Below are 23321 nucleotides of genomic sequence, written 5' to 3' on the forward strand. Positions count from 1 at the left end.
GTGACGGCTTGAGGGACTGAAAGCGATAAAGGGCGGGACCTCCAAAGGTCCGAATGGGACGCAAGGCAGGATTTGAAAATGGCAACGAGCGCAGCGGCACACGGCGATCACGCGCAAGCCCACGGACATGACGAGCACGCCCATCCGACCGGATGGCGGCGCTACGTCTACTCGACCAACCACAAGGACATCGGCACGATGTACCTGATCTTCGCGGTCATCGCCGGCATCATCGGTGCCGCGATGTCAATCGCGATCCGGGCCGAGCTGATGTATCCGGGCGTGCAGGTCTTCCACGAGACGCACACCTACAATGTGTTCGTGACCTCGCACGGCCTGATCATGATCTTCTTCATGGTCATGCCCGCGATGATCGGCGGCTTCGGCAACTGGTTCGTGCCGTTGATGATCGGTGCGCCGGACATGGCGTTCCCGCGCATGAACAACATCTCGTTCTGGCTGCTGCCGGCGTCCTTCGCGCTGCTCTTGATGTCGACCTTCGTCGAGGGCGAGCCGGGCGCCAACGGCGTCGGTGCCGGCTGGACCATGTATGTGCCGCTGTCGAGCTCCGGCCATCCGGGCCCGGCCGTCGACTTCGCGATCCTGTCGCTGCATCTGGCGGGCGCCTCGTCGATCCTCGGCGCCATCAACTTCATCACCACCATCTTCAACATGCGCGCGCCGGGCATGACCCTGCACAAGATGCCGCTGTTCGTGTGGTCGATCCTGGTGACGGTGTTCCTGCTGCTGCTGTCGCTGCCGGTGCTCGCCGGTGCGATCACCATGCTGCTTACCGACCGCAATTTCGGCACGACGTTCTTCGCGCCCGACGGCGGCGGCGACCCCGTGCTGTTCCAGCATCTGTTCTGGTTCTTCGGGCACCCCGAGGTGTACATCCTGATCCTGCCCGGCTTCGGCATGATCAGCCAGATCGTCTCGACCTTCTCGCGCAAGCCCGTGTTCGGCTATCTCGGCATGGCCTACGCCATGGTCGCGATCGGCGGCATCGGCTTCGTGGTGTGGGCCCACCACATGTACACGGTCGGCATGTCATCGGCGACGCAGGCCTACTTCGTCGCCGCCACGATGGTCATCGCCGTCCCGACCGGCGTGAAGATCTTCTCGTGGATCGCCACCATGTGGGGCGGCTCGATCGAATTCCGCGCCCCGATGATCTGGGCGGTGGGCTTCATCTTCCTGTTCACGGTCGGCGGCGTCACCGGCGTCGTGCTGGCGAACGCGGGTGTCGATCGCGTGCTCCAGGAAACCTACTACGTCGTCGCGCACTTCCACTACGTGCTGTCGCTCGGTGCGGTGTTCGCGATCTTCGCCGGCTGGTACTACTGGTTCCCGAAGATGTCGGGCTACATGTACAATGAGTGGCTCGCCAAGCTGCACTTCTGGGTCACCTTCATCGGTGTCAACCTGGTGTTCTTTCCGCAGCACTTCCTCGGCCTGTCCGGCATGCCGCGCCGCTACGTCGACTATCCCGATGCCTTCGCGGGCTGGAATCTGGTCTCGTCGCTCGGCTCCTACATCTCCGGCTTCGGCGTGCTGATCTTCCTCTACTGCGTGATCGACGCCTTCGCCCGCAAGGTGCCGGCGGGCGACAACCCCTGGGGCGCCGGCGCGACCACGCTGGAGTGGACGCTGTCCTCGCCGCCGCCCTTCCACCAGTTCGAAGTGCTGCCCCGCGTGCAGTAAGCAATCCGCCGCGGCGCCCGTGACGGGCGCCGCGGCGCTATAACGAAGCGAGTAGATCTAAGTGTCCGTCCTCGACCATAACGCCATCGACGCCAATCCACGCATCTCCGAGGCGGAGGTCGGCGACTACATCGCGCTGCTCAAGCCGCGGGTGATGTCGCTGGTGATCTTCACCGCGCTGGTCGGGATGGCGATGGCGCCCGGGCATTTCCACCCCGTGCTGGCCGTCACCTCGCTGCTCTGCATCGCGGTCGGTGCCGGCGCCTCCGGGGCACTCAACATGGCGCTCGAAGGCGACATCGACGCCAAGATGTCGCGCACGGCGAACCGGCCGATCCCGCGCGGCCGCATCACCCGCCCTGAAGCCATGGCGTTCGGCATGACGCTCGCCTTCTTCTCGGTGATGACGCTCGGCATCCTCGTCAACTGGATCGCGGGCGCGCTGCTCGCCTTCACCATCTTCTTCTACGTCGTGATCTACACGATGTGGCTGAAGCGCTGGACCGCGCAGAACATCGTGATCGGCGGTGCGGCCGGCGCGCTGCCGCCGGTGGTGGCCTGGGCCGCGGTGACGGGCACGGTCGATGTCGAGCCGCTGCTGCTGTTCGCCATCATCTTCTTCTGGACGCCGCCGCATTTCTGGGCGCTGGCGCTGTTCCGCTCCGACGACTACGCGCGCGCCGGCATTCCGATGCTGCCGAACGTCGCCGGTCCCGACGCCACGCGGCTGCAGATCCTGCTCTACACCATCGTGCTGATCGCGGTCGCCGCTGCGCCCTGGGCGCTCGGCTATTTCGATGCGGTCTACGGCATCGTCTCGCTGATCCTCGGCGCCGGCATGTTGGTGCTCGCGATCAACGTCTATATGCGCCGCGAACGCAGCCAGTCGCTGCGCGCGACCCGCAAGCTGTTTGCCTTCTCGATCCTGTATCTGTTCGCGCTGTTCGCGACCCTGCTGGCCGAGGTCGTGTATCGGGCGCTTGCTCCGATGGTTGGGGGCGCATGAGGCAGGAATGGCTGACAAACCCGAGCCAGATGGAATCGTCCTCACCGAGGCGCAGCAGAAGAGCCGTCGTCATCGTTCGATCGCAATCGCGCTCGCGCTCGGCGTGCTCGTGGTGCTGTTCTTCGCCGTCACCATGGTCAAGGGGCCGGCAGTTCTAGTGCGGCCGATGTAGAAAACATGGATCACGAGCCGACCATATCGCGGGAGCAGAGCCGGACGGCCGCCAAGGGCCGTCTCGGTGGCCTTGGTTTCAGCGGTCTTGGTTTCAGCGGTCTTGGCCGCGACGCGCTGGTCGCCTCGATCTGCGGCGGCGTGGTCGCACTCATGGTCGGCGCCTCCTATGCGGCGGTGCCGTTCTACAACTGGTTCTGCCGCGCCACCGGCTTCAACGGCACGACGCAGGTTGCGACCTCGGCGCCGGCCAATGGCCCGATCGCGCGGAAGATCTCGGTGCGTTTCGACTCCAACGTCGCGCCCGGCCTGCCCTGGAAGTTCGAGCCGGAGCAGAGCGAGATCGAGGTCAATATCGGCCAGGTCGTGACTGTCTTCTACACGGTGACCAATCAGGCCGCGCGCACCACTGCGGGCCAGGCCGCCTACAACGTCGCGCCGCTGACGGTCGGCTCCTACTTCCAGAAGATCAACTGCTTCTGCTTCACCGAGCAGACCATGGCGCCCGGCGAGAGGCGCGAGATGCCGGTCGTGTTCTACGTCGATCCCTCGGTCGCCGACGATCGCGAGAACGACGGGCTGAACACGATCACGCTGTCCTACACGTTCTATCCGGTGAAGGATCCGGTGGTGAAGCCGCTCGCCGCCAGCGAGGACGACAAACGCAAGGGAAATCTTTGACCGCGGGGCTGACGCTCAGGCGGTTGGAAACAAGGGGATAAGTGCCTGATAGGCACGGGATTGAGGAGAGAGACGGAAATGGCCACGGCGCACACCAAGCATCACGACTATCACCTGGTCGATCCCTCTCCCTGGCCGGCCGTCGGCTCGCTTTCGGCTTTCATCATGGCGGTCGGCGCCATCGCCTGGATGCACCACATGTTCTCCGCGGCACCGATCGTGTTCGGCGTCGGCACCGTGGGCGTGCTCTACACCATGGCGAGCTGGTGGGCCGACGTGATCAAGGAAGCCCAGTACAAGGGCGACCATACCCGCGTCGTGCAGCTGCATCACCGCTACGGCATGATCCTGTTCATCGCCTCCGAGGTGATGTTCTTCGTCGCCTGGTTCTGGGCTTATTTCAACGCGGCGCTGTTTCCGGCCGATGCCGTCCACGCCACCCGCGATGCGGTGTTCGGCTGCGGCCTCGGCACCCAGCCCGGTGCCTGCTCGGTCCCCGGCACCTGGCCGCCGAAGGGCATCGAGACGTTCGATCCCTGGCATCTGCCGCTGCTGAACACGCTGATCCTGCTGACGTCAGGCACCACCGTGACCTGGGCGCACCATGCGCTGCTCGAGAACGACCGCCAGGGCCTGAAATACGGCCTGATCCTCACCGTTCTCTTGGGTGCGCTCTTCACCTGCGTGCAGGCCTACGAGTACAGCCACGCTGCGTTCTCCTTCGCCGGCAACGTCTATGGCGCGACCTTCTTCATGGCGACCGGCTTCCACGGCTTCCACGTGCTGGTCGGCACCATCTTCCTGCTGGTCTGCCTGTTCCGCGCCTATGCCGGCCACTTCACGCCGAAGCAGCATCTCGGCTTCGAATTCGCCGCCTGGTACTGGCACTTCGTCGACGTGGTCTGGCTGTTCCTGTTCCTCTGCATCTACGTCTGGGGACGCGGCGCCGAGACCATGGCCCACGCTGCGCACTGAGCCGTATCGAACCGATCAGAAAGGGCGGCCGGAGGGCCGCCCTTTCGCGTTCCGGCCGCCGGAAGTTTCGGCGGAAACTGTGATAGAGTCCGCCATCATGAACGACAGCGCCGGCACACCCCAGTCCGAAACCACCGTCCTGCAAAGCGCGATGCGCGGGCTTGCCTGCAAATGCCCGCGCTGCGGCCAGGGCAAGCTTTATGCGGGCTTCCTGACGCTCGCGCCCGCTTGCGACCGTTGCGGCCTCGACTACGCTTTCATCGATACCGGCGATGGTCCGGCGATCTTCATCATCATGCTCGCCGGCGCCATCGTCGTCGGCTGCGCGCTCGTGGTCGAGGTCAAGTACCAGCCGCCGTTCTGGCTGCATGCGGCGCTCTGGCTGCCGCTGATCCTTGCCACCACGCTGTTGCCGCTGCGTGCGATGAAATCGTTGCTGATCGCGCTGCAGTTCCACCACAAGGCGGCGCCGGGCCGGTTGGTCGATCGCGCGAAATGAACGAGCCTGCGCGCAAGGCCCGCGTGGCCGGCTTCGCGCTGTTCACGCTGCTCCTGGCCGCTGTGTTCGTCGCGCTCGGTGTCTGGCAGTTGCAGCGCCGGACAGCCAAGCACGAGCTCATTGCGGCACTCACCGAACGGCTTGCGGCGCCACCGACGTCGCTGCCGCCGTCCGCGCAATGGGCCGCGCTGAATCCTGCCCGCGATGAATTCCGCCGCGTCAGCTTCACCGCGACCTATGCAGCCCTGCCCGATGCGATGGTCTATTCCTCCGGCTCCGCGGTGCGCAAGGACGCTTCCGGCCCGGGCACCTGGGCGTTCCTGCCGGCGCGGCTTCCAGGCGGCGAGACGGTCGTGATCGATGCGGGCTTCGTCGAGAACACGATGCAGGACCGCGGTGTCGAGGATCGCGCGGTGAAGAAGCTCGTCACGGGCCAACCGGTTGAGCTCACCGGCTACCTGCGCTTTCCCGAGGCGCCAAGCTGGCTGACGCCGGCGGAGAATCGCGACAAGCGGCTCTGGTTCGTGCGCGATCATCTGGGAATCGCAAGCGCGCTCGGTTGGGGCGCGGTTGCGCCGTTCTATATCGACCTCGAGCAACCCGCGCCCGCGAACGGCATTCCGCGTCCGGGCCCACTCGAGGTGAATCTGAAGGACGACCACCTGCAATATGCTGTCACCTGGTTCACGCTTGCAGGCGCTGTGCTGATCGCCTTCGCCGTGTGGGCAAGAGGCCGGCGGCAGAGCTGAGCTCATGCAGATAGTTCGAGGGAACCCGGTATCGCCCGGGGTTTATTGTTCAGCGCATATTCACGAGTGTGGTCCTAAGCCGCCGGTGTTGTCCGCGGCAGACAGGATTGCGGCGTGAGCGATTTCGACCAGATGGGAATTATCGTGGATTGGGTGGACGCCTGCCGGAAGGGCGACCTCGCGACACTGCTCGATCTCTATACGGACGATGCGCAGCTCGAATGCACGTGCAACGGCACGCGGCGCTACCGCGGCCGGAGCGAGATCGAGGCCTATTGGCAGCCGCGGCTCAGCGCCTTCTCGTCGGCGGGTTTCGGTTTGGAGGAGATCCATCCCGTGCCTCACGGCATCGATCTCGAATATTCCATCGCCGGCGCGCTGCGCATTCAGGCCTCGTTCCGCTTCAGCCCGGATGGCAAGATCCGCAGCACGCTGTGCGAACCGGCGCAACAGAACGCGCATGATGGCTGCGCGTGTTAGCCTGATGCTGGCGCGTCCCGCGTCGTCTGTGCCGGAAGGTGGCAGTGCACGTAAGTTCGCTCATCCACGCGCAACAGGGACAGCGATCCGCTGAGCGCACGCACGCGCTCATGCATGCCGGTCAGGCCCCGGCCGAAGATGTTGCCCGCAGGAAAACCGCCGCCATCGTCGGAGATCTCGATGACGAGCGTCTCGCCGGCGACGGTCGCCAGCACATGGGCCTTGCTGGCCCTGGCATGACGTAGCACGTTGGTCAGCGCCTCCTGGATCACCCGATACACGGTCTGAGCCAACGGTCCGTCGATCAAATTCAGATCGGCATCGATCGCGTCCGTCAGGATGACGTGCGGTGCCTGCTTGCGAAAGTTCCGGAGCAGGGTCTGCACGCTGGTCGAAAGGCCCAGTTCCTCGATATAGAGCGGCCGCAGTCGGTCGAGGATCCGGCGGCTGGTCTGCTGGAGCGCCTCGACCGATTGCAGCAGGTCCTGTGCCGAATTGCCGAGATTTCCCACGGGCTGGGAGGCCTCGACCAGCGCGATCGTGCCGGCGCGTATGCTGAACAGCAGCGGTCCGAGCTCATCGTGCAGTTCGCGAGCGAGATCGCGCCGCTCGTCATCCTGGAGCGACACAAGGCGGTGCATCAGATCGCGATTGTCCTGGCTCAATTGCGCCAGCGTTGCAGCCAGCGCATTCGCCTCCTCGCAACCTTGCCGAATTTCCGGCGGACCTCCGACCGGAATCGGCCTGGTGTAGTCGCCCCGTCGTATTCGCGTAAGACCTTCGCCGAGATCTTGCAGGGGGCGCAGGACAGATCCCGCCAGAACATAGGCGATCGTGCCGGTGAGCACCATCAGCATGGCGATCAAGCCAGCGAGCGCGAGGAAGCCGATCCATTTCTCGAACAGTTCAGCAGAGAGGTCGGGCACGAAGACGACATCGCCGACACGCTTGCCGTCGATCATCACCGGGGATGCCGCGTTGATGTCGGGGATGCTGATCAGGTCGATGAACCATTGCGGCACGCCATGCCGCTTGCGCGGGTCGTCCTTCATTGGGCGGGCAGGACCCGCTTCCAAGGAGCGGAATTGGATATCAGAGGAGTTGTCCAACGAATGGACAAAGGCGTCGAGCGTCCGCAATGGATTGTCGGAAGCGCGAAGGGTATTGTTGAGCGCGGTTGCGATTGCACGGGTGGAACGCTGGCCGGGCTCGTTCTCCTCGGCGAGCTGGCCCCCTGCGAATATCTGGAGCAGCACGCCACCCAGGATCAGCGCCGCGAGAAAGCTGGCGCCGAGCGGAACAAACAGTTGCGTCCTGAACGAAAGTCGCTGCCACATTAGGTCAATTCTAACGCGCAGCCGCGGGTTTTGCTCTTTCCATTTATTCCCGCCGGTCTATGAGTCGAAAAACAAGAGGGTGCGCGATGCAAGATACCGCCAAGCTGGCGACCAGGGTCCTGATCGTCGACGACCATCCCGTGGTGCTGTCGGGTTGCCGCACCCTGTTCGCGTCCGACCATTCAATTCGCATTGACGAAGCGACCGATGCCAAATCCGGACATCGCGCTTATGTCAGCAAGCGGCCCGACGTCACCGTGATCGACATCAGCCTGCCCGATGTCTCCGGCTTCGAGCTGATGCGACGCATCCGCAAGGACGATCCCGACGCCAAGATCATCATGTTCAGCATGAACGACGATCCGGCCTTCGTGGTGCGGGCAGTCGAGCTTGGGGCGCAGGGCTATGTCTCCAAGGGCGATGATCCCCGGATCCTGCTGAAAGCGGTGCGCAAAGTGGTCGCAGGCGACAATTTCATCTCGCCGCAGCTTGCGGAAGCCGTGACGTTTTCCGGCGCGGCGATCAAGGCCAATCCGGCCTCGCAGATGACGCCGCGGGAGCTTGAAATTCTCCGCCTGCTCGGTCGCGGCAACAAGATCGTCGAGGTCGCAGAGGCGCTCGGCATCTCCTACAAGACGGTCGCCAACACCACATCCCTGCTCAAGCAGAAGCTGGGCGCCAAGAACCACTCCGACCTGATCCGGATCGCAGTGGAAATCGGGATGAATTGACCCTCCGCCAACGACCGAACCGGCTGCTCCAGGATGCAGCGGTTCGGTCGACGGATCGACGCCGCCGTTGGCCGGGCAATGCATGGACAACGGGCTGACACCCATCCGCGGACACAATGGGCCGAGGCTGCATTCGTTCCTGCGGCGGCCAACACAGCGGGAAAAAGCGGCATTTGGCGGCAAGACTTGGCCGTGTTGCAGGGGGCGGGGGCCGACGTGGGTCGGGAAGAAAAGGAACATTTTTCGGCACTCGCGGTTTTGTCCCTTGACGATTTCGTGACAGGCGACGAAAGCTTGCCGGAACAGTTTTGACGGGTCGGCGACCCCGACGAGGCAAACCGGTCTGCACACAACGACAGACCTTCCAAGAGAAGGGCTGCGGCAAATGCCGCAGCCCTTTTTCATTGGGCGAGGGGGCCGGAAGAGCGGTTTCCCGATGCCGCAAAACACTTTATGGTGGCTCAAAGCCTCTGGCTGTTAACAAGTAATTTCGTAAAAACAAAGGCTTAAGGATCGAGCTCCGGCTCGCCTCGCCTTTGGAGGGCAGTTTGACTCGTTATATCTCGACCCGGGGCGAGGCCCCCGAACTCGGCTTCTGTGACGTGATGCTGACCGGGCTTGCCCGCGACGGCGGCCTGTATGTGCCGGCGACGTGGCCACAGCTCCCGGCCGAGACGATCGCCGGATTCTTCGGCCGTCCCTATTGGGAGGTCGCCGTCGATGTGATTCGTCCCTTCGCCGGCGGCGAGATCTCGGACGCCGAGCTTGGTCGCATGGCGAACGAGGCCTATGCCACCTTCCGCCATCCCGCGGTGGTGCCGCTGCGCCAGATGTCGCCGCATCAGTTCGTGCTGGAGCTGTTCCACGGTCCGACGCTCGCCTTCAAGGACGTGGCGATGCAGCTGATCTCGCGGCTGATGGACCATGTGCTCGCCAAGCGCGGCCAGCGCACCACCATCGTGGTCGCGACGTCGGGCGATACCGGCGGCGCCGCGGTCGAAGCCTTTGCAGGGCTCGAGAATGTCGACCTCATCGTGCTGTTTCCGCACGGCCGCATCTCCGAGGTGCAGCGGCGGATGATGACCACGACGGGAGCGGCCAACGTCCACGCGCTCGCCATCGAGGGCACCTTCGACGATTGCCAGGCGCTCGTGAAGGGAATGTTCAACAACCATCGCTTCCGCGATGCGACCTCGCTGTCCGGCGTCAATTCCATCAACTGGGCGCGCATCGTCGCCCAGGTGGTCTACTATTTCACCTCCGCCGTTGCCGTCGGCGCGCCGGCGCGCGCGGTTGATTTCGTCGTGCCGACCGGCAATTTCGGCGACATCTTTGCAGGCTTCGTCGCCAAGCGCATGGGGCTGCCGGTGCGCACCCTGCGCATCGCCGCCAACGTCAACGACATCCTGGCGCGCACGCTGAAGACTGGAATTTACGAGGTGCGCGAGGTGCACGCGACGGCCTCGCCGTCGATGGACATCCAGATCTCCTCGAATTTCGAGCGACTGCTGTTCGAGGCCAGCCGGCGCGATGCGGCAGGCGTGCGCCGGCTGATGGAGTCATTGAAGCAGTCCGGCCGTTTCGTGTTGCCCGATGCGACGCTCGCCGCGATCCGCGAGGAGTTCGATGCCGGGCGCGCCGACGAGACCGAGACGTCGGCTGCGATCCGCGCCGCCTGGCGTGAAGCCGGCGAACTGGTCGATCCTCATACGGCCGTGGCGCTCGCCGTCGCGGACCGCGACACGACCGACACGAGGGTACCGAGCATCGTGCTCTCCACCGCCCATCCGGCCAAATTCCCCGACGCTGTCGAGGCGGCCTGCGGCCAGCGGCCGCAACTGCCGGCCTGGCTCGACGGTCTCATGACCAAATCCGAACACATGAAGGTGATGAAGAACGATCAGGCCGAGGTTGAGCGGTTCGTGCTGTCGGCCAGCCGCGCCGCAAAGCAGGGAGTTGCCGGATGAGCGTCGAGATCTCCAAGCTTGCCTCCGGCCTGACCGTCGTCACCGACGAGATGCCTCACCTCGAAACTGCGGCGCTCGGCGTCTGGGCCGGCGTCGGCGGACGCGACGAAAAGCCCAACGAGCACGGCATCTCGCATCTGCTCGAGCACATGGCGTTCAAGGGCACGACGAAGCGCTCTTCGCGCGAGATCGTCGAGGAGATCGAGGCGGTCGGCGGCGACCTCAATGCCGGCACCTCGACCGAGACGACGTCCTATTACGCGCGGGTGCTGAAGGCCGACGTGCCGCTCGCGCTCGATGTGCTCGCCGACATCCTCGCCAATCCCGCCTTCGAGCCCGACGAGCTGGAGCGCGAGAAGAACGTCATCGTGCAGGAGATCGGTGCCGCGCAGGACACGCCCGACGACGTCGTGTTCGAGCATCTGAACGAGCTCTGCTATCCCGACCAGCCGATGGGCCGTTCGCTGCTCGGCACGGCCAAGACGCTGCGCGCCTTCAACCGCGACATGCTGCGCGGCTATCTCTCGACGCATTATCGCGGGCCCGACATGGTGGTGGCGGCGGCCGGCGCGGTTGATCACAAGCAGGTTGTCGCCGAGGCCGAGAGACGCTTTGCGAGCTTCGAGGCGACGCCGGGCCCGAAACCGCAGTCCGCGCAGTTCGGCCAAGGCGGCGCCAAGGTGGTGCATCGCGAGCTCGAGCAGGCGCATCTGACGCTGGCGCTGGAAGGCGTGCCGCAGACCGACGCGTCGCTGTTCTCGCTCCAGGTCTTCACCAACATCCTCGGCGGCGGAATGTCGTCGCGCTTGTTCCAGGAGGTGCGCGAGAAGCGCGGCCTCTGCTACTCCATCTACACCTTCCACGCGCCCTACACCGACACCGGGTTCTTCGGCCTCTACACCGGTACCGATCCGGCCGACGCGCCGGAGATGATGGAGGTCGTGGTCGACATCATGAATGATTCGGTGGAGACGCTGACTGAGGCCGAGATCGCCCGGGCCAAGGCGCAGATGAAGGCGGGTCTCCTGATGGCCATGGAGAGCTGCTCCTCCCGTGCCGAGCAGCTCGCCCGGCATGTGCTCGCCTATGGGCGGCCGCAGACGGCACAGGAACTGGTGGCCCGGATCGATGCCGTCAGCATCGAATCGACGCGGGACGCGGCGCGTGCACTGCTGTCGCGGAGCCGGCCCGCCGTTGTCGCATTGGGCAGTGGCAGGGGTCTGGACACGGCGGTATCTTTTGCGGAAGGATTGACCCGGGCGCGCGCCAAGGCGCGGCTGCATTAGGAGCCGCGCTAGGGCGGGACCGCCCCGGAAAGCATCACCATGGCCCTGTTTCGCCTGCCATCCAGTGGACCCGCCGCCCTCGCGCCGCGCGGCAACGGGCTGTTGCTGCGCGCGCCGCAAATGTCGGACTTCCTGCAATGGGCTCATTTGCGTGAAACCAGCCGCGACTATCTCACGCCTTGGGAGCCGATCTGGCCGTCTGACGATCTCACCCGGTCCGGCTTCCGCCGCCGCCTGCGCCGCTATTCCGAGGACATTGCCGCGGACCGCTCCTATCCCTTTCTGATCTTCCGTGAGCTCGACGGCGCCCTGATCGGCGGCATCACGCTCGCCAACGTCCGGCGTGGCATCGTGCAGGCCGGCACCATCGGCTATTGGGTCGGGCAGCCCTACGCCCATCGCGGGTACATGACCGCGGCGTTGCGGGTGCTGCTGCCGACGCTGTTCGGCGAGCTCAATTTGCACCGCGTCGAAGCCGCCTGCATACCGACCAATACGCCGTCGATCCGGGTGCTGGAGAAGTGCGGCTTCTCCCGCGAGGGCCTGGCGCGCCGTTATCTCTGCATCAATGGGGTGTGGCAGGATCACCTGCTGTTCGGCCTGCTGCACGAGGATTTCCGCGGCTGAGCTGCCATCCCTCGTGCGGCCAAAGTCTCGATGGTGCCGCCCTGTTTGCTGTCCTATTCGCTTGCCTTATCGGCCTGCCTTGCTTGTTCGCCTTGGGTTCGCCGATTTTGGCGATATAACGGCGCGGGCCGGTAGATCGGCACGGATGTTGTGATGGAGTATGGGTGTCGATGGTGAAGGAGCTTCGGTCATCGCGGACGACGTTGCGGCGGGGGACGGCGGTCGCGTTGGCGTTGTCAGTTGCGCTCACGTCCGTCTCGCCGGCGGCGGCGCAGTCCTTGAGCGACCGCTTCAAGAGCCTGTTCGGCGGCAAGCCGGACGAGCCGGCCCCGCCCAATCCGGCGCCCGCGCCCGGTCAGCCGGCTGAAGACGACATGGATTGCCCACAGGTCACCGTGCGCTCCGGCGCCTCCACCTATGCGGTCGGTGCGAACGGCAAGCAGGCCGTCGGTAACGACATCCGCTTCCAGGCAACGATCACCAAGATGGCGCGCGAATGCGCCCGGAGCGGCGGTGATATCACCGCCCGGATCGGCATCCAGGGCCGCGTCATCGCAGGTCCCGCCGGCGCGCCTGCGACCGTCGAGGTCCCCTTGCGTATTGCGGTGGTGCAGGGCGGCGTGGGTGAGAAGGTGATTGCGTCGAAGGCCTACCGCACCACGGTCCAGATGTCGGAGGGCGGCAGCGTGCCCTTCACCTTTATCGCCGAGGATCTGGCCTATCCGGTGCCGTCAGCCGCGGTCGCCGATTCCTACATCTTCTATGTCGGCTTCGACCCGCAGGCGCTTTCGCCCGGGCCGAAGGGGCGGAAGAAGAAGTAGGGTGAGGCTCGTGCCCCGGACGCAGCGCAGCGCTTCTTGGGCGATGCGCTGCAGAGCCGGGGCCCACGCCTCGGCACAACTGGGTCCCGGCTCAGCGTCGCGTCATTACATGCCGCGCCGCGTCCGGGACACGAGTCTTTCAGGCAACAAAAAAGCCGGCGCTGATTGCGCCGGCTTTTTGATTGGTAAGGCCGAAATCTCAGTTCAGCTTCTGCCGAACCTCGTTGATGCCCTTGGCGAGCAGGTCGTCGGCGACCTGGCCCCTGACCGACTGCGACAGGATCGTCGAGGCGGCCTGGACGGCGGCTTCAGCGGCCGCGGCGCGGACATCGGCCAGCGCCTGGGCTTCGGCGAGCGCGATCTTGCTCTCCGCAGTCTTGGTCCGGCGGGCGACGAAGTCTTCCATCTTCGCCTTGGCGTCGGCTGCGATGCGCTCGGCTTCGGCCTTGGCGTTGGCAATGATGTCGGCGGCCTCGCGCTCGGCTGCGGCACTGCGGATCTTGTAGTCGGCGAGCACCTTGGCCGCCTCCTGCTTGAGGCGCGCGGCGTCGTCGAGCTCGGCCTTGATGCGATCGGCGCGATGATCGAGCGCGGTGATCGCCGTCTTGAAGATCCCGAGATAGCCGAACACGACCATCAGGATCACGAAGGCGACGGCGACCCAAAATTCAGGTTCGAAGAACATCTCGACTAACCCTTCAAGGACGCATCGACCGCGGCATTGACCGACGCGGCGTCCGGAACGACGCCGGTGAGCTGCTGCACGATCTGGCCTGCCGCATCGGCCGCGATGCCGCGGACGTTGCTCATGGCGGCTACGCGGGTCGAGGCGATGGTCTTCTCCGCCTCGGCGAGCTTGGCCGCCAATTGTTCTTCCAGCGCCTTGCGCTCGGCGTCCGCCTGCGCATTCGCCTTGTCGCGGGATTCGTTGCCGATCGCCTGCGCCCGCGAACGCGCCGAAGCGAGCTCGCCTTCATAGGCCTTCAGCGCCGCCTCGGACTGGTCCTTCAGCTTCTGCGCTTCGGCGAGGTCGCCCTCGATCTTGTTCTGACGCGCCTCGATCGCACCGCCGATGCGCGGCAGAGCGAGCTTGGACACGATCACGTAAAGCAGGACGAAGAAGATCGCGAGCGACACCAGCTGTGAAGCAAAGCTGCTGCTCTCGAATGGCGGAAAACCGCCACCGTGGTGACCACCGTCAGCCTCGGTGTGAGCGCCCGCCGCCGGACCTTTCGCGCCGCCATGACTCTCAGCCATGGAGTTCTCCTGTTGCTGTCACGCGCGCCGCCCCAGATTCTGGAACGGCGCGAAAAACGTCGTCCTCAGAGCGGAACGAACAGCAGCAGCAGCGCGATCAGCAGCGAGAAGATGCCGAGCGCTTCGGTCACGGCGAAGCCGAAGATCAGGTTGCCGAACTGACCCTGAGCGGCCGACGGGTTGCGCACGGCTGCGGCGAGGTAGTTGCCGAAGATCACGCCCACGCCGACGCCCGCACCGCCCATGCCGATGCACGCGATGCCCGCGCCAATAAGTTTTGCTGCTGCCGGATCCATTTTAGACTCCTTGGAAGAAAGATTGCGTTGTGGGTGGAAATTCCCCGGACCGCTCAGTGTCCCGGATGAATGGCGTCGTTGAGGTAGATGCAGGTCAGGATCGCGAACACATAGGCCTGCAGGAACGCGACCAGGATCTCGAGCGAGGTCAGCGCGACCGTGAGTGCCAGCGGCAGCACGCCGCCGACCCAGCCGATGGCGCCGAGCGAGAAACCGAGCATGGCGACGAAGCCTGCGAACACCTTCAGCGCGATGTGGCCGGCCAGCATGTTGGCGAAGAGACGGACGCTGTGGGAGACCGGCCGCAGGAAGAACGACAGGACCTCGATGAACATGACCAGCGGCAGGATGTAGCCGGGGACGCCGTGGGGAACGAAGATCTTGAAGAATTTCAGGCCGTTCTTGGCGACGCCGTAGATCAGGACGGTGAAGAAGACCAGCAGCGCGAGCGCCGCGGTGACGATCAGATGGCTCGACACCGTGAAGGTGTAGGGGATGATGCCGACCAGGTTCGAGACGCAGATGAACATGAACAGCGAGAAGATCAGCGGGAAGAACTTCATGCCTTCCGCGCCGGCCGTCGAACGGATGGTCGAGGCGACGAACTCGTAGGAGATTTCAGCGACCGACTGCAGGCGCCCGGGAATCAGCTGCGTGCCGCTGGCAAGCATCAGGATCGAGATGATCGCCACCGCCACCAGCATGTAGAGCGACGAGTTGGTGAAGGCGATCGTGTGATTGCCGATATGGCCCAGGGTGAAGAGAGGCTCGATGTTGAACTGGTGGATCGGGTCGATTTTCATCAGCGCGGCATCTCTTGGTCTGCCGGGCAATGCCGGCGGGTCTCGGTCTGCCGGCCGGGCCGGCCCGTACCGGCGAGGCCGGCACGATCATTCCTCTCCTGGTGGGACCAGCTTACGAACCACCGCGCCTGTTTTGACCCGCGCCCGCCGACCTCACCACATTCACCACGCCGGCGACGAAGCCCAGCAGCGTGAACACGATGAACCCGAAAGGCGACGTCGACAGCAAGCGGTCGAACCCCCAGCCAATCCCCGCTCCGACAATGACGCCGGCGATCAACTCCGAGGATAACCGGAAACCAAGCGCCATCGCCGAGGCTCTGGCCGCTCTGTCTCCCTCGTCACCTGCGGGTTGCTCGGTCCTGGTCCGGCGGTCGCGAATTTCGGACAACCGCTGATCAAGACTTCCGAGCCGTTCGGAAAGCGCAGCTTCCTCGGGCGATCTATCGCGATCTCCATTCTCGCCGTGCTCCGTGCCCTGTGTCATGCAACGAAGACCCGAAACGCCGCGGCTGAATGGAAATTACGCCCGCCACCCTCAAAAGCCGCGCGGACCATACTGATGGCCCATAATCAAGTCAAGCCAAGTCACGATTGCGTCGCTTTCGGTTATGTATTTGATTTGTCTTGCGATATTGGCGCGCGCGGCAGCGCTGCGCACAGCGTGACGCCGCACCGCAGCAGGTCTGCTCACGATCGGCGGATGCAGCTGTCCTTTCGCCGCATAGCCGGGATCAAAGAAGCCATCGCGTTCGTTGATTTCAGGAGCGGGTTTTTGGCGGCGGATTGCCCGTTGGGGTGTAGAATTGCACAGAGGCCGCAGCAGCGCCGTGGCGGAGACAGCGATGAGACCAGCGACGTCATCCACAGCATCATGGCTAGCGGCGGCTGCCGCGGTGATGGTCGTCAGCGGCGGCCTCGTGGCTGCGCAATCGGCGCCCGACGGCGAAAATGGTCGCTACAGCATGACGCCCATCCCCGAGGGCGTGCTGCGGCTCGACACGCGCACCGGCACGGTATCGACCTGCACCAAGAACGGCGCTGGCTGGGCCTGCTACGCGGTGCCTGACGAGCGCACCGCACTCGACGCCGAGATCGGTCGGCTCCAGGCCGAGGTCGAGAGGCTGAAGGGACAGCTCGCGGCGGGGCCGACGGTGTCGGGCAAGATCGACGAGGCGCTGCCGAAATCCGACCCGCTGAAGAAAGCCGAACCCAAGGTGGCCGAGGGCGAGCGCAAGATCGAGATCCCGCTGCCGAGCGACCAGGACGTCGATCGCGTGATGTCGTTCCTGGAGAAGGCCTGGCGGCGGCTGATCGAGATGGCCAACCGCGTGCAGAAGGACGTGTCGGGGAAGATTTGACGCGTGACGAGCTGCCGGCCTCCGGAGTTGAGGGATTTTTGATGACATCAGCCAAATCCGTCACACGCTCGGCAGCATCGTCCGTGCAAGTCACCACCATCTCATCGTCACTGCTGACCGTGCAGACATCGGGCCGCGGCTTCACCGATCTCACCAGCGACGCCGCGAAATTTATCGCCGAGGCGCACGCGCGCGAGGGCGCGCTGACACTGTTCATCCGCCACACCTCGGCCTCGTTGACGATCCAGGAGAATGCCGATCCCTCCGTGCTGGTCGATCTCACCACGGCGCTGTCACGGCTCGCACCGGAGAACGCTGGATGGACCCATGAGACCGAGGGACCTGACGACATGCCGGCGCACATCAAGACCATGCTGACGCAGACTTCGCTCCAGGTCCCGGTCCTGAACGGCAAGCTGGCGCTCGGCACCTGGCAGGCGATCTATCTCATCGAGCATCGCAGCCGCCCGCACCGCCGCGAGGTCGTGCTGCAGTTCATCGGCAGCGACCAATAAGCGCTCAAAACAAAACCGGCCGCGGAGACCGCGGCCGGTTCGTGTTGTCGATCGCTGCTTTCGATCAGGTCGCCTTGATGTCGACGTCCTTGGTCTCCGGCAGGAACAGGAAGCCGATCACGACGGTGATCGCCGCGAAGATGATCGGGTACCAGAGGCCGGCATAGATGTCGCCGGTCGAGGCCACGATGGCGAAGGCGGTGGCGGGCAGGAGGCCGCCGAACCAGCCGTTGCCGATGTGGTAGGGCAGCGACATCGAGGTGTAGCGGATGCGGGTCGGGAACAGTTCGACCAGCATCGCGGCGATCGGGCCGTACACCATGGTGACGTAGACCACGAGGACGAACAGCAGGCCGATGATCGCCGCCACCTGCGGGCGGAAGATGTCGAACGGATGCGCCATCTTCACGATCCCGGCGTCGCCCGCCTTCGGATAGCCGGCCGCCTGCACCGCAGCGAGAACCGCCGGGTTGCTGTCCTTGGCGTTGGTGTAGGGCACGTCCTTGCCGTTGACCACGACCTTCACGCCTGACCCGGCGGCGCCGTAGCTCGTCGAGTACTTGACGGACGATTGCGACAGGAAGGCGCGTGCGGTGTCGCAAGGCGCGCTGAAGACACGGGTGCCGACCGGGTTGAACAGGTCGCCGCAGCCTTTGGGATCGGCCACCACCTCGACCTTGGTCTGCTCGATGGCCTGCTCCAGCGCCGGGTTGGCGTTGGTGGTGATCATCTTGAAGATCGGGAAGAAGGTCAGTGCCGCGATCAGGCAGCCGCCGAGGATGATCGGCTTGCGGCCGATTTTGTCGGACAGCATGCCGAACACGATGAAGAAGCCGGTGCCCAGCAGCAGCGACCAGGCGATCAGCAGGTTGGCGGTATAGCCGTCGACCTTCAGGATCGATTGCAGGAAGAACAGCGCGTAGAACTGGCCGGTGTACCAGACCACGCCCTGGCCCATCACGCCGCCGAGCAGGGCGAGCAGCACGAGCTTGCCGTTCTGCCAGTTGCCGAAGGCCTCCGTCAGCGGCGCCTTCGAGCCCTTCCCCTCTTCCTTCATCTTCTGGAAGATCGGCGATTCATTGAGGCGAAGCCGGATCCAGACCGAGATGCCGAGCAGCAGCACCGACACCAGGAACGGGATGCGCCAGCCCCAGGCCGCGAAGTCGGCTTCGCCGGTCGCGGTGCGGGTGAACAGGATCACCAGCAGTGACAGGAACAGGCCGAGCGTCGCCGTGGTCTGGATGAAGGAGGTGTAGTAGCCGCGCTTGCCGTGCGGCGCGTGCTCCGCGACATAGGTCGCCGCACCGCCATACTCGCCGCCGAGCGCAAGGCCCTGGGCGAGGCGCAGCGCGATCAGGATGATCGGGGCTGCGATGCCGATCGTCGCCGCGTTGGGCAGCAGGCCGACGATGAAGGTCGACAGACCCATGATCAGGATGGTGACGAGGAAGGTGTATTTGCGGCCGACGATGTCGCCGATGCGGCCGAACACGATCGCGCCGAACGGGCGCACCAGGAAGCCCGCGGCAAAGGCCAGCAGCGCGAAGATGTCGCGGGTTGCCGGCGGATAGGCCGAGAAGAACTGCGCCCCGATGATGCCGGCCAGCGAGCCGTAGAGATAGAAGTCGTACCACTCGAAGACGGTACCGAGCGAGGAGGCGAGAATGACGAACCGTTCGTCCTTCGTCATCCCTCCCGCGCCTGCTTGAGATACAGCCATTGTCGACATGTTGAGTCGCTCCCCAAAAATACGTTCCCTCGTGCCCCAGACGTCCGGACGTGCCGGATCAACCCAGGCCTTGCCTGCAAGGTAACATCGGCGTGAAACCCGTCCCAATACGACTTTCGGCCTTGCGCACTGACGCGCGGCTGACAGTGCGGTATCGGGCGCTGCCGCGCCGCCCCAGGGATTTCCGGATTAACCCCTTTGCTGCAAAGGGATAATGTGCACTTGCATGCCACAGCCGCTCGGGGAAGAATTGACGCATCCCGGGATCTGTTCGCCGGCCCGGCGCGAACGACAGCAAGAGAACGATGAACGCTCCCTCGACCCATCTCGTCATCGCCGATGACCATCCCCTGTTCCGCGACGCGCTGCGACAGGCGGTGGCGGGCGTTCTCCCGTCGGCCAGGATCGACGAGGCCGGATCCTTCGAGGACCTGACCAAGCTCTTGGAACAGACCTCCGAGGTCGACCTGATCCTGCTCGACCTCTCGATGCCCGGGATCTCCGGCTTTTCCGGCCTGATCTATCTGCGCGCGCAATATCCGGCGATTCCGGTCGTGATCGTCTCGGCCTCCGACGACAGCGCCACCATCCGCCGCTCGCTCGATTTCGGTGCGTCCGGCTTCATCCCCAAGCGGTTCGGGGTCGAGACCTTGCGCGACGCGATCCTCAAGGTGATGGAAGGCGACGTCTGGGTTCCCGCCGACACCGATCTGTCGGCCGCGGCGGACCCCGACATGACGCGCCTGCGCGACCGCCTGGTGACGCTGACGCCGCAGCAGGTCCGGGTCCTGATGATGCTGTCGGAAGGCCTGCTCAACAAGCAGATCGCCTACGAGCTCGGCGTCTCCGAGGCCACCATCAAGGCCCATGTCTCGGCGATCCTGCAGAAGCTCGGCGTCGAGAGCCGGACGCAGGCGGTGATTGCCGCCGCCAAGATCGCCGGCGGCCAGTGGAGGCAGGGCACGCCGACGGGCTGAGGCGTTTGCTCGCTAAATCGCGGATATCCGGTCTTGAGGGCGAAGCGGAATCATTCGGCTCGTTCAGGCTTCGCCGGGTTTTGACCCTTAACGGAAATCGGGCGTCGCCTGATCGGAGTCACAAAATCCCGCTCAATGTGGTTTGCGACAAGGTGCGTGGTTTGCTCCCTAAATCGCGCGGGCCGTTCGCCACATGGGGTCAAGCTGAAGAACCCGGTGTCGCCTTCGAAGGATGTGCAGAGGACTCAGTCGTTCAGAGATGAGCACGCGGCAATAGCCATCCCATGATCTTCTGATACGGATCGCGACGACTGCGGACGAATGCGTTCTCGTTCTGCTGAGCGGCGGTCCTGGCGAATTCAGAAATCCCCTCCACAGACTCCCGTTTATCCTTCGGAAGCTTCGCCCATTGGCGAATGATCTTCCGGCGGGCTTCGCGTTGCTTTTCCCTTACGTCAGGCATCGGGACGCTCCTTGAAGAGGATTATTCCGGTAGACCTAGTTTTGCTTGGGCTCACTGGAACTTCAACGTCCAATCAAGAACCCTTAGCCCTCTTACAAGAACAATTTTGGTTCCTTCTCAAAGGCCGTATCCTGCGCAGGCTAAACCTGAACCAACCGATGATTAGGTGCCCAAACCAAGATTGGTACAGCTTGGTACACCCCAACTTGGTGTCCGCCTATACACGGGAGCGAGTCTCATATTGGCTTTGCAGGCCCGCCGCCCTAGAATTGCGGCGATCGCAGGACGGGCGAAATGCAGTATGTTTGCGACGCGCCGAAGGGCAAAACGTGGTTCCGTATCGAGACGGAAGGTGAAGCGGTGCATGAGTCGCGCCTGATGGGCCACACAGTTGAGAAATATTTCCGCCGCGAGCGGGAGAAGGCAGTCCAGTCCTGGCGTCCGGAGCGGCCCAACGCGATCGAGCGCGACATCGGCCTCGAGGCCCATGTACAGCGAGAGATGCCGCTTTTCCTCACGCTGCGCGACAGGGAGGGCAATGCACTGACTACAGCGATGCTGCCACCGGGCGGCAAGGACCGCACCGGGTTCCGGATCATCATCGTTGCCGCATCCAATGCTGATCCTTATCCTCAGCAGGACGCGGCCATCGCTGCACTGGGAGCGCATTTCGGTCTCACACTCGATCGCAACCGCTGCTTCCCCTACGGCCGCTAAGGAATGACAAGTATCGCCGCTTGATTGGAGCGATGTCGGCTCATGGCCCAAGCCGCCCAAAATGGATGGGCAGTGCATGTCTGCTCTGCCCACCAGGTTCAGACGTCGACTTGTTCTGCTTTTGCGACCGCGTCGTCTACCTCAATTCCCAGATATCGAACAGTGCTCTCGATGGTGTGCCCCAGAAGCAGTTGCACGGCCCGCAAGTTGCCTGTGCGCCACGTTAGGTGAGGAATCCCGCTTGAGAGCATTTTGGTCGGCAATGCGTGCCCTGCCAGATGCAGTGATGGATCGTGACCGCTGGAGGACTCATGACGCACTGCGTCGTTCGTCGGACGCCGTGTTTCGCTGAGGTGTGCGTCGAATCGGCTCATTGCGCTCGAGCGGTCGACGTGAACCCATTGTGTTTCGGAGAGCGCACGATGAAGGCCTTGCTGCTGCTCGTGTTTGCCATGGTTGTCGTGGCCCAGGAAGCGATCGCTCAGGACGCACCAAAGGACGCGCAATGCGTCCGCGAGCGCGTCGCCATGGTCGAAACCATCCGGGCATACGCCCGATCCGCCGCCAGTGCGTTGGGACAACAAGGCCTGTCGGAGAGTGTTCTTGAGGCCATGGAGCAAACGAAACGCCATCTTTTCATCCCCGGGCAACCTTGCTCCATCGCATACGCGGACAGACCGATGCCGATCGGTCTCGGGCAGACCATATCGCAGCCGTACATCGTGGCCTTGATGACCCAATTGGTCGAGGTCGCGCCCGATCACGTTGTGCTGGAAGTGGGGACGGGTTCGGGATATCAGGCCGCCGTCCTTGCGCACCTAGCGCGAAAGGTCTGCACCATCGAGATCATCCCGCAATTGGCCGAGACCGCCGCGAAAACATTAAGAGACCTCGCGTATGACAACGTGAGCGTCAAGCTTGGCGACGGATACGATGGCTGGCCCGAATGCGGTCCTTTTGACGCCATCGTCGTGACTGCCGCGCTCGGGCAGCCACCGCCGCCCCTGATTGAACAGCTTAAAGTAGGTGGCCGGCTCGTTATGCCGGTGGGACCCGGTTACACCACTCAGCAGCTCACGGTCGTCGAAAAAATCGCCCCCGACAAGACGACGACGCGCGCCGTCGCCCTCGTGCGCTTTGTCCCCTTTACGCGTTCACAAAACTAGCTCGCAAACGTCCCGTTCTTGCTGAGCCGGAATTTGTCTCGGTGGCTGGTGCGAATGCACGTTTGGAGCGGCCGCAATTGGCCCATCAGCCAAGTGGAAGTCCGACGATAGCCGCTTTTGCGCCGCTGTTGGCAGGCAAGCGGACATCGCGCGCGTTGTTCAAGAGTCGATCTTTTGAGATGCGCCCTGGACACCCCAAATCCTTGGGGTGCCCGCCGGGCAAAACAGCAACGGCTGGGTCAATCAGTTTGCAGCAAAATATTCCGCTTTACCGAAATTCTGATTTGTCGTATATGTCCCCGATCCTGATCCAGCGAAAAGGGGCGGTCGTACGTCGTCACGAACCGCGGATCGGGCTGCGGTGGACGCATGGCGCCGTCGCGGATGTGAGACGCAGGGCGGGGTGATGGATTGAGCCGAACCCCCGTGAGCGTTTCGCAAGCCGCGTTGTACGAACGGCGCTGCTGCGTACGGCAAAACCGTGTGGTCCTGGCCGTCGTTGCTACGGCCAAGTCTTGCGGAGGCGGCACTGGCGTCAACCGGCGCAGTGTCGGCGAATTCCGTGGGACGAGGGAGGCCAGAAGGAACTCGGCTCCCGGGAGAGCACGGCATAAGCCGTCCAACCACTGCGCAGGGAAGGCCGTGTGTTCGGCTTCACCTGTATGCTGCTGTGCGGTTCTTCCTGCGTGTGCATTTCGCGCAGCGGACCGTGGGTGCTAGGTCAGCACCCGGCCTTCCCCATAGGCGTTAAGTTTATTCTTGAGTGTTGGAATCACACGTGATTCCAAGGCGGGATGGCAGACGAATCGCTTCTGAACGAAGACTGGACGAGAGTGGTTACGCAGCTCGGCGGGGCTGCGCAGCTTGAAATAAGTGCGCGCCAGACGAAGGCTTTCGTGCGGCGGCGCCAAATTCCAGATGCGGTGTCGTTACTTCGGCTGATGCTGGCCTATTGTCTGGGTGAAAGAGGGTTGAGATCGACAGCCGCGTGGGCCGCTTCTGT

28 protein-coding genes and 2 pseudogenes are annotated in these 23321 nt (G+C 64.0%); 20 read left to right on the plus strand and 10 right to left on the minus strand.

The features are described 5' to 3' along the window. Positions 1-78 precede the first annotated feature (78 nt). From ctaD to YU9_RS0119375, 8 genes are all read left to right on the plus strand, one after another. Positions 79-1704 (plus strand): cytochrome c oxidase subunit I, encoded by a 1626-nt coding sequence (gene ctaD, locus YU9_RS0119340; RefSeq protein WP_027574307.1) that lies wholly within the window; start codon positions 79-81, stop codon positions 1702-1704. Positions 1705-1765: 61 nt separating this feature from the next. Further along, complete coding sequence (locus YU9_RS0119345; RefSeq protein ID WP_027574308.1) at positions 1766-2710, plus strand: heme o synthase; 945 nt, start codon at positions 1766-1768, stop codon at positions 2708-2710. A gap of 7 nt (positions 2711-2717) precedes the next feature. Further along, on the plus strand, positions 2718-2882 hold the full coding sequence (locus tag YU9_RS0119350; RefSeq protein WP_027574309.1) for a hypothetical protein: 165 nt from the start codon (positions 2718-2720) through the stop codon (positions 2880-2882). Between the two features lie 5 nt (positions 2883-2887). Next, positions 2888-3562 carry a cytochrome c oxidase assembly protein gene (locus tag YU9_RS0119355; protein WP_027574310.1) on the plus strand — a complete coding sequence of 225 codons (675 nt, stop codon included), beginning with the start codon at positions 2888-2890 and terminating at the stop codon, positions 3560-3562. 78 nt (positions 3563-3640) lie between these two features. After that, on the plus strand, positions 3641-4537 hold the full coding sequence (locus YU9_RS0119360; RefSeq protein WP_027574311.1) for a cytochrome c oxidase subunit 3: 897 nt from the start codon (positions 3641-3643) through the stop codon (positions 4535-4537). A 97-nt stretch (positions 4538-4634) separates the two neighbouring features. Then, a complete protein-coding gene (locus YU9_RS0119365; RefSeq protein WP_027574312.1) occupies positions 4635-5036 on the plus strand; it encodes a DUF983 domain-containing protein in 402 nt (133 codons plus the stop codon). Next, the gene (locus tag YU9_RS0119370) at positions 5033-5785 is read left to right on the plus strand and encodes an SURF1 family protein (RefSeq protein ID WP_027574313.1); all 753 of its coding nucleotides are present in this window, start codon (positions 5033-5035) and stop codon (positions 5783-5785) included. Before YU9_RS0119365 ends, YU9_RS0119370 begins: the two co-directional genes overlap by 4 nt. A gap of 114 nt (positions 5786-5899) precedes the next feature. Then, positions 5900-6265: a nuclear transport factor 2 family protein gene (locus tag YU9_RS0119375; RefSeq protein WP_027574314.1), complete on the plus strand. Its 366-nt coding sequence runs from the start codon at positions 5900-5902 to the stop codon at positions 6263-6265. On the opposite strand, the gene YU9_RS0119380 is transcribed toward YU9_RS0119375, so the two are convergent. Beyond that, positions 6262-7602: a histidine kinase gene (locus YU9_RS0119380; protein WP_027574315.1), complete on the minus strand. Its 1341-nt coding sequence runs from the start codon at positions 7600-7602 to the stop codon at positions 6262-6264. The genes YU9_RS0119375 and YU9_RS0119380 overlap by 4 nt on opposite strands. A gap of 86 nt (positions 7603-7688) precedes the next feature. Here YU9_RS0119380 and YU9_RS0119385 point away from each other — a divergent pair, with 86 nt between their 5' ends. The 6 genes from YU9_RS0119385 to YU9_RS0119410 all read left to right on the plus strand — a co-directional run bounded on the left by YU9_RS0119385 (position 7689) and on the right by YU9_RS0119410 (position 13034). Further along, positions 7689-8333 (plus strand): response regulator transcription factor, encoded by a 645-nt coding sequence (locus tag YU9_RS0119385; RefSeq protein WP_027574316.1) that lies wholly within the window; start codon positions 7689-7691, stop codon positions 8331-8333. 33 nt (positions 8334-8366) lie between these two features. Further along, entirely contained in the window at positions 8367-8645 is a 279-nt protein-coding gene (locus tag YU9_RS0119390) for a hypothetical protein (protein ID WP_027574317.1), read from the plus strand. 236 nt (positions 8646-8881) lie between these two features. Then, complete coding sequence (gene thrC, locus YU9_RS0119395) at positions 8882-10300, plus strand: threonine synthase (RefSeq protein WP_027574318.1); 1419 nt, start codon at positions 8882-8884, stop codon at positions 10298-10300. After that, positions 10297-11586 carry a pitrilysin family protein gene (locus YU9_RS0119400; protein WP_027574319.1) on the plus strand — a complete coding sequence of 430 codons (1290 nt, stop codon included), beginning with the start codon at positions 10297-10299 and terminating at the stop codon, positions 11584-11586. Before thrC ends, YU9_RS0119400 begins: the two co-directional genes overlap by 4 nt. A gap of 39 nt (positions 11587-11625) precedes the next feature. Further along, the gene (locus tag YU9_RS0119405; protein WP_027574320.1) at positions 11626-12213 is read left to right on the plus strand and encodes a GNAT family N-acetyltransferase; all 588 of its coding nucleotides are present in this window, start codon (positions 11626-11628) and stop codon (positions 12211-12213) included. 170 nt (positions 12214-12383) lie between these two features. Further along, positions 12384-13034, plus strand: coding sequence for a hypothetical protein (locus tag YU9_RS0119410; RefSeq protein ID WP_027574321.1), 651 nt, complete (start codon positions 12384-12386; stop codon positions 13032-13034). A gap of 199 nt (positions 13035-13233) precedes the next feature. Here YU9_RS0119410 and YU9_RS0119415 read toward each other — a convergent pair whose 3' ends face one another. The 6 genes from YU9_RS0119415 to YU9_RS49080 all read right to left on the minus strand — a co-directional run bounded on the left by YU9_RS0119415 (position 13234) and on the right by YU9_RS49080 (position 16258). Continuing rightward, positions 13234-13719 (minus strand): ATP F0F1 synthase subunit B, encoded by a 486-nt coding sequence (locus YU9_RS0119415; protein ID WP_027574322.1) that lies wholly within the window; start codon positions 13717-13719, stop codon positions 13234-13236. Positions 13720-13724: 5 nt separating this feature from the next. Then, the gene (locus YU9_RS0119420; RefSeq protein WP_027574323.1) at positions 13725-14291 is read right to left on the minus strand and encodes a F0F1 ATP synthase subunit B; all 567 of its coding nucleotides are present in this window, start codon (positions 14289-14291) and stop codon (positions 13725-13727) included. A gap of 65 nt (positions 14292-14356) precedes the next feature. After that, positions 14357-14587: a F0F1 ATP synthase subunit C gene (locus YU9_RS0119425; protein WP_007599451.1), complete on the minus strand. Its 231-nt coding sequence runs from the start codon at positions 14585-14587 to the stop codon at positions 14357-14359. Between the two features lie 53 nt (positions 14588-14640). Beyond that, entirely contained in the window at positions 14641-15390 is a 750-nt protein-coding gene (locus YU9_RS0119430) for a F0F1 ATP synthase subunit A (RefSeq protein WP_027574324.1), read from the minus strand. A gap of 112 nt (positions 15391-15502) precedes the next feature. Next, a complete protein-coding gene (locus YU9_RS0119435; protein ID WP_027574325.1) occupies positions 15503-15877 on the minus strand; it encodes an AtpZ/AtpI family protein in 375 nt (124 codons plus the stop codon). A gap of 51 nt (positions 15878-15928) precedes the next feature. Continuing rightward, positions 15929-16258 (minus strand): hypothetical protein, encoded by a 330-nt coding sequence (locus tag YU9_RS49080; RefSeq protein ID WP_198028266.1) that lies wholly within the window; start codon positions 16256-16258, stop codon positions 15929-15931. Here YU9_RS49080 and YU9_RS0119440 point away from each other — a divergent pair. Next, positions 16236-16751: a hypothetical protein gene (locus YU9_RS0119440; RefSeq protein ID WP_027574326.1), complete on the plus strand. Its 516-nt coding sequence runs from the start codon at positions 16236-16238 to the stop codon at positions 16749-16751. The two genes, YU9_RS49080 and YU9_RS0119440, sit on opposite strands and share 23 nt — an antisense overlap. 41 nt (positions 16752-16792) lie before the next feature. Further along, entirely contained in the window at positions 16793-17266 is a 474-nt protein-coding gene (locus YU9_RS0119445) for a secondary thiamine-phosphate synthase enzyme YjbQ (protein ID WP_027574327.1), read from the plus strand. Positions 17267-17330: 64 nt separating this feature from the next. On the opposite strand, the gene YU9_RS0119450 is transcribed toward YU9_RS0119445, so the two are convergent. Further along, a complete protein-coding gene (locus tag YU9_RS0119450) occupies positions 17331-18956 on the minus strand; it encodes an MFS transporter (protein ID WP_198028267.1) in 1626 nt (541 codons plus the stop codon). Between the two features lie 344 nt (positions 18957-19300). On the opposite strand from YU9_RS0119450, the gene YU9_RS0119455 reads away from it, so the two are divergent. Continuing rightward, the gene (locus tag YU9_RS0119455) at positions 19301-19972 is read left to right on the plus strand and encodes a response regulator transcription factor (RefSeq protein WP_027574329.1); all 672 of its coding nucleotides are present in this window, start codon (positions 19301-19303) and stop codon (positions 19970-19972) included. A 253-nt stretch (positions 19973-20225) separates the two neighbouring features. On the opposite strand, the gene YU9_RS0119460 is transcribed toward YU9_RS0119455, so the two are convergent. Further along, complete coding sequence (locus tag YU9_RS0119460; protein WP_027574330.1) at positions 20226-20435, minus strand: hypothetical protein; 210 nt, start codon at positions 20433-20435, stop codon at positions 20226-20228. A 294-nt stretch (positions 20436-20729) separates the two neighbouring features. Here YU9_RS0119460 and YU9_RS0119465 point away from each other — a divergent pair, with 294 nt between their 5' ends. Beyond that, a complete protein-coding gene (locus YU9_RS0119465) occupies positions 20730-21152 on the plus strand; it encodes a hypothetical protein (protein ID WP_027574331.1) in 423 nt (140 codons plus the stop codon). Positions 21153-21250: 98 nt separating this feature from the next. Here the strand turns inward: YU9_RS0119465 and YU9_RS50005 are convergent. Further along, positions 21251-21370: pseudogene (locus tag YU9_RS50005) on the minus strand (integrase); the annotation flags it as partial. A gap of 204 nt (positions 21371-21574) precedes the next feature. Here YU9_RS50005 and YU9_RS0119470 point away from each other — a divergent pair. Continuing rightward, the gene (locus YU9_RS0119470) at positions 21575-22318 is read left to right on the plus strand and encodes a protein-L-isoaspartate(D-aspartate) O-methyltransferase (RefSeq protein WP_036017532.1); all 744 of its coding nucleotides are present in this window, start codon (positions 21575-21577) and stop codon (positions 22316-22318) included. A 794-nt stretch (positions 22319-23112) separates the two neighbouring features. After that, positions 23113-23321 (plus strand): annotated as a pseudogene (locus tag YU9_RS49570) (hypothetical protein); the annotation flags it as partial.

Origin of the sequence: Bradyrhizobium sp. WSM1743, assembly GCF_000473065.1 — a bacterium.
Taxonomy (GTDB): domain Bacteria; phylum Pseudomonadota; class Alphaproteobacteria; order Rhizobiales; family Xanthobacteraceae; genus Bradyrhizobium.

Excerpts from the sequence above, each read along its gene's own strand:
- YU9_RS0119370 (WP_027574313.1), top strand. The coding sequence starts at position 5,033 with ATGAACGAGCCTGCGCGCAAGGCCCGCGTGGCCGGCTTCGCGCTGTTC.
- YU9_RS0119365 (WP_027574312.1), top strand. The coding sequence starts at position 4,635 with ATGAACGACAGCGCCGGCACACCCCAGTCCGAAACCACCGTCCTGCAA.
- YU9_RS0119430 (WP_027574324.1), bottom strand. The coding sequence starts at position 15,390 with ATGAAAATCGACCCGATCCACCAGTTCAACATCGAGCCTCTCTTCACC.
- YU9_RS0119415 (WP_027574322.1), bottom strand. The coding sequence starts at position 13,719 with ATGTTCTTCGAACCTGAATTTTGGGTCGCCGTCGCCTTCGTGATCCTG.
- YU9_RS0119455 (WP_027574329.1), top strand. The coding sequence starts at position 19,301 with ATGAACGCTCCCTCGACCCATCTCGTCATCGCCGATGACCATCCCCTG.
- YU9_RS0119425 (WP_007599451.1), bottom strand. The coding sequence starts at position 14,587 with ATGGATCCGGCAGCAGCAAAACTTATTGGCGCGGGCATCGCGTGCATC.
- YU9_RS0119390 (WP_027574317.1), top strand. The coding sequence starts at position 8,367 with ATGCAGCGGTTCGGTCGACGGATCGACGCCGCCGTTGGCCGGGCAATG.
- YU9_RS0119440 (WP_027574326.1), top strand. The coding sequence starts at position 16,236 with ATGAGACCAGCGACGTCATCCACAGCATCATGGCTAGCGGCGGCTGCC.
- YU9_RS0119380 (WP_027574315.1), bottom strand. The coding sequence starts at position 7,602 with ATGTGGCAGCGACTTTCGTTCAGGACGCAACTGTTTGTTCCGCTCGGC.
- YU9_RS0119360 (WP_027574311.1), top strand. The coding sequence starts at position 3,641 with ATGGCCACGGCGCACACCAAGCATCACGACTATCACCTGGTCGATCCC.
- YU9_RS0119420 (WP_027574323.1), bottom strand. The coding sequence starts at position 14,291 with ATGGCTGAGAGTCATGGCGGCGCGAAAGGTCCGGCGGCGGGCGCTCAC.
- YU9_RS0119410 (WP_027574321.1), top strand. The coding sequence starts at position 12,384 with ATGGTGAAGGAGCTTCGGTCATCGCGGACGACGTTGCGGCGGGGGACG.
- YU9_RS0119405 (WP_027574320.1), top strand. The coding sequence starts at position 11,626 with ATGGCCCTGTTTCGCCTGCCATCCAGTGGACCCGCCGCCCTCGCGCCG.
- YU9_RS0119355 (WP_027574310.1), top strand. The coding sequence starts at position 2,888 with ATGGATCACGAGCCGACCATATCGCGGGAGCAGAGCCGGACGGCCGCC.
- YU9_RS0119470 (WP_036017532.1), top strand. The coding sequence starts at position 21,575 with ATGAAGGCCTTGCTGCTGCTCGTGTTTGCCATGGTTGTCGTGGCCCAG.
- YU9_RS0119450 (WP_198028267.1), bottom strand. The coding sequence starts at position 18,956 with ATGACGAAGGACGAACGGTTCGTCATTCTCGCCTCCTCGCTCGGTACC.
- ctaD (WP_027574307.1), top strand. The coding sequence starts at position 79 with ATGGCAACGAGCGCAGCGGCACACGGCGATCACGCGCAAGCCCACGGA.
- YU9_RS0119385 (WP_027574316.1), top strand. The coding sequence starts at position 7,689 with ATGCAAGATACCGCCAAGCTGGCGACCAGGGTCCTGATCGTCGACGAC.
- YU9_RS0119460 (WP_027574330.1), bottom strand. The coding sequence starts at position 20,435 with ATGCCTGACGTAAGGGAAAAGCAACGCGAAGCCCGCCGGAAGATCATT.
- YU9_RS0119435 (WP_027574325.1), bottom strand. The coding sequence starts at position 15,877 with ATGACACAGGGCACGGAGCACGGCGAGAATGGAGATCGCGATAGATCG.
- YU9_RS0119400 (WP_027574319.1), top strand. The coding sequence starts at position 10,297 with ATGAGCGTCGAGATCTCCAAGCTTGCCTCCGGCCTGACCGTCGTCACC.
- YU9_RS0119350 (WP_027574309.1), top strand. The coding sequence starts at position 2,718 with ATGGCTGACAAACCCGAGCCAGATGGAATCGTCCTCACCGAGGCGCAG.
- YU9_RS0119465 (WP_027574331.1), top strand. The coding sequence starts at position 20,730 with ATGCAGTATGTTTGCGACGCGCCGAAGGGCAAAACGTGGTTCCGTATC.
- YU9_RS0119445 (WP_027574327.1), top strand. The coding sequence starts at position 16,793 with ATGACATCAGCCAAATCCGTCACACGCTCGGCAGCATCGTCCGTGCAA.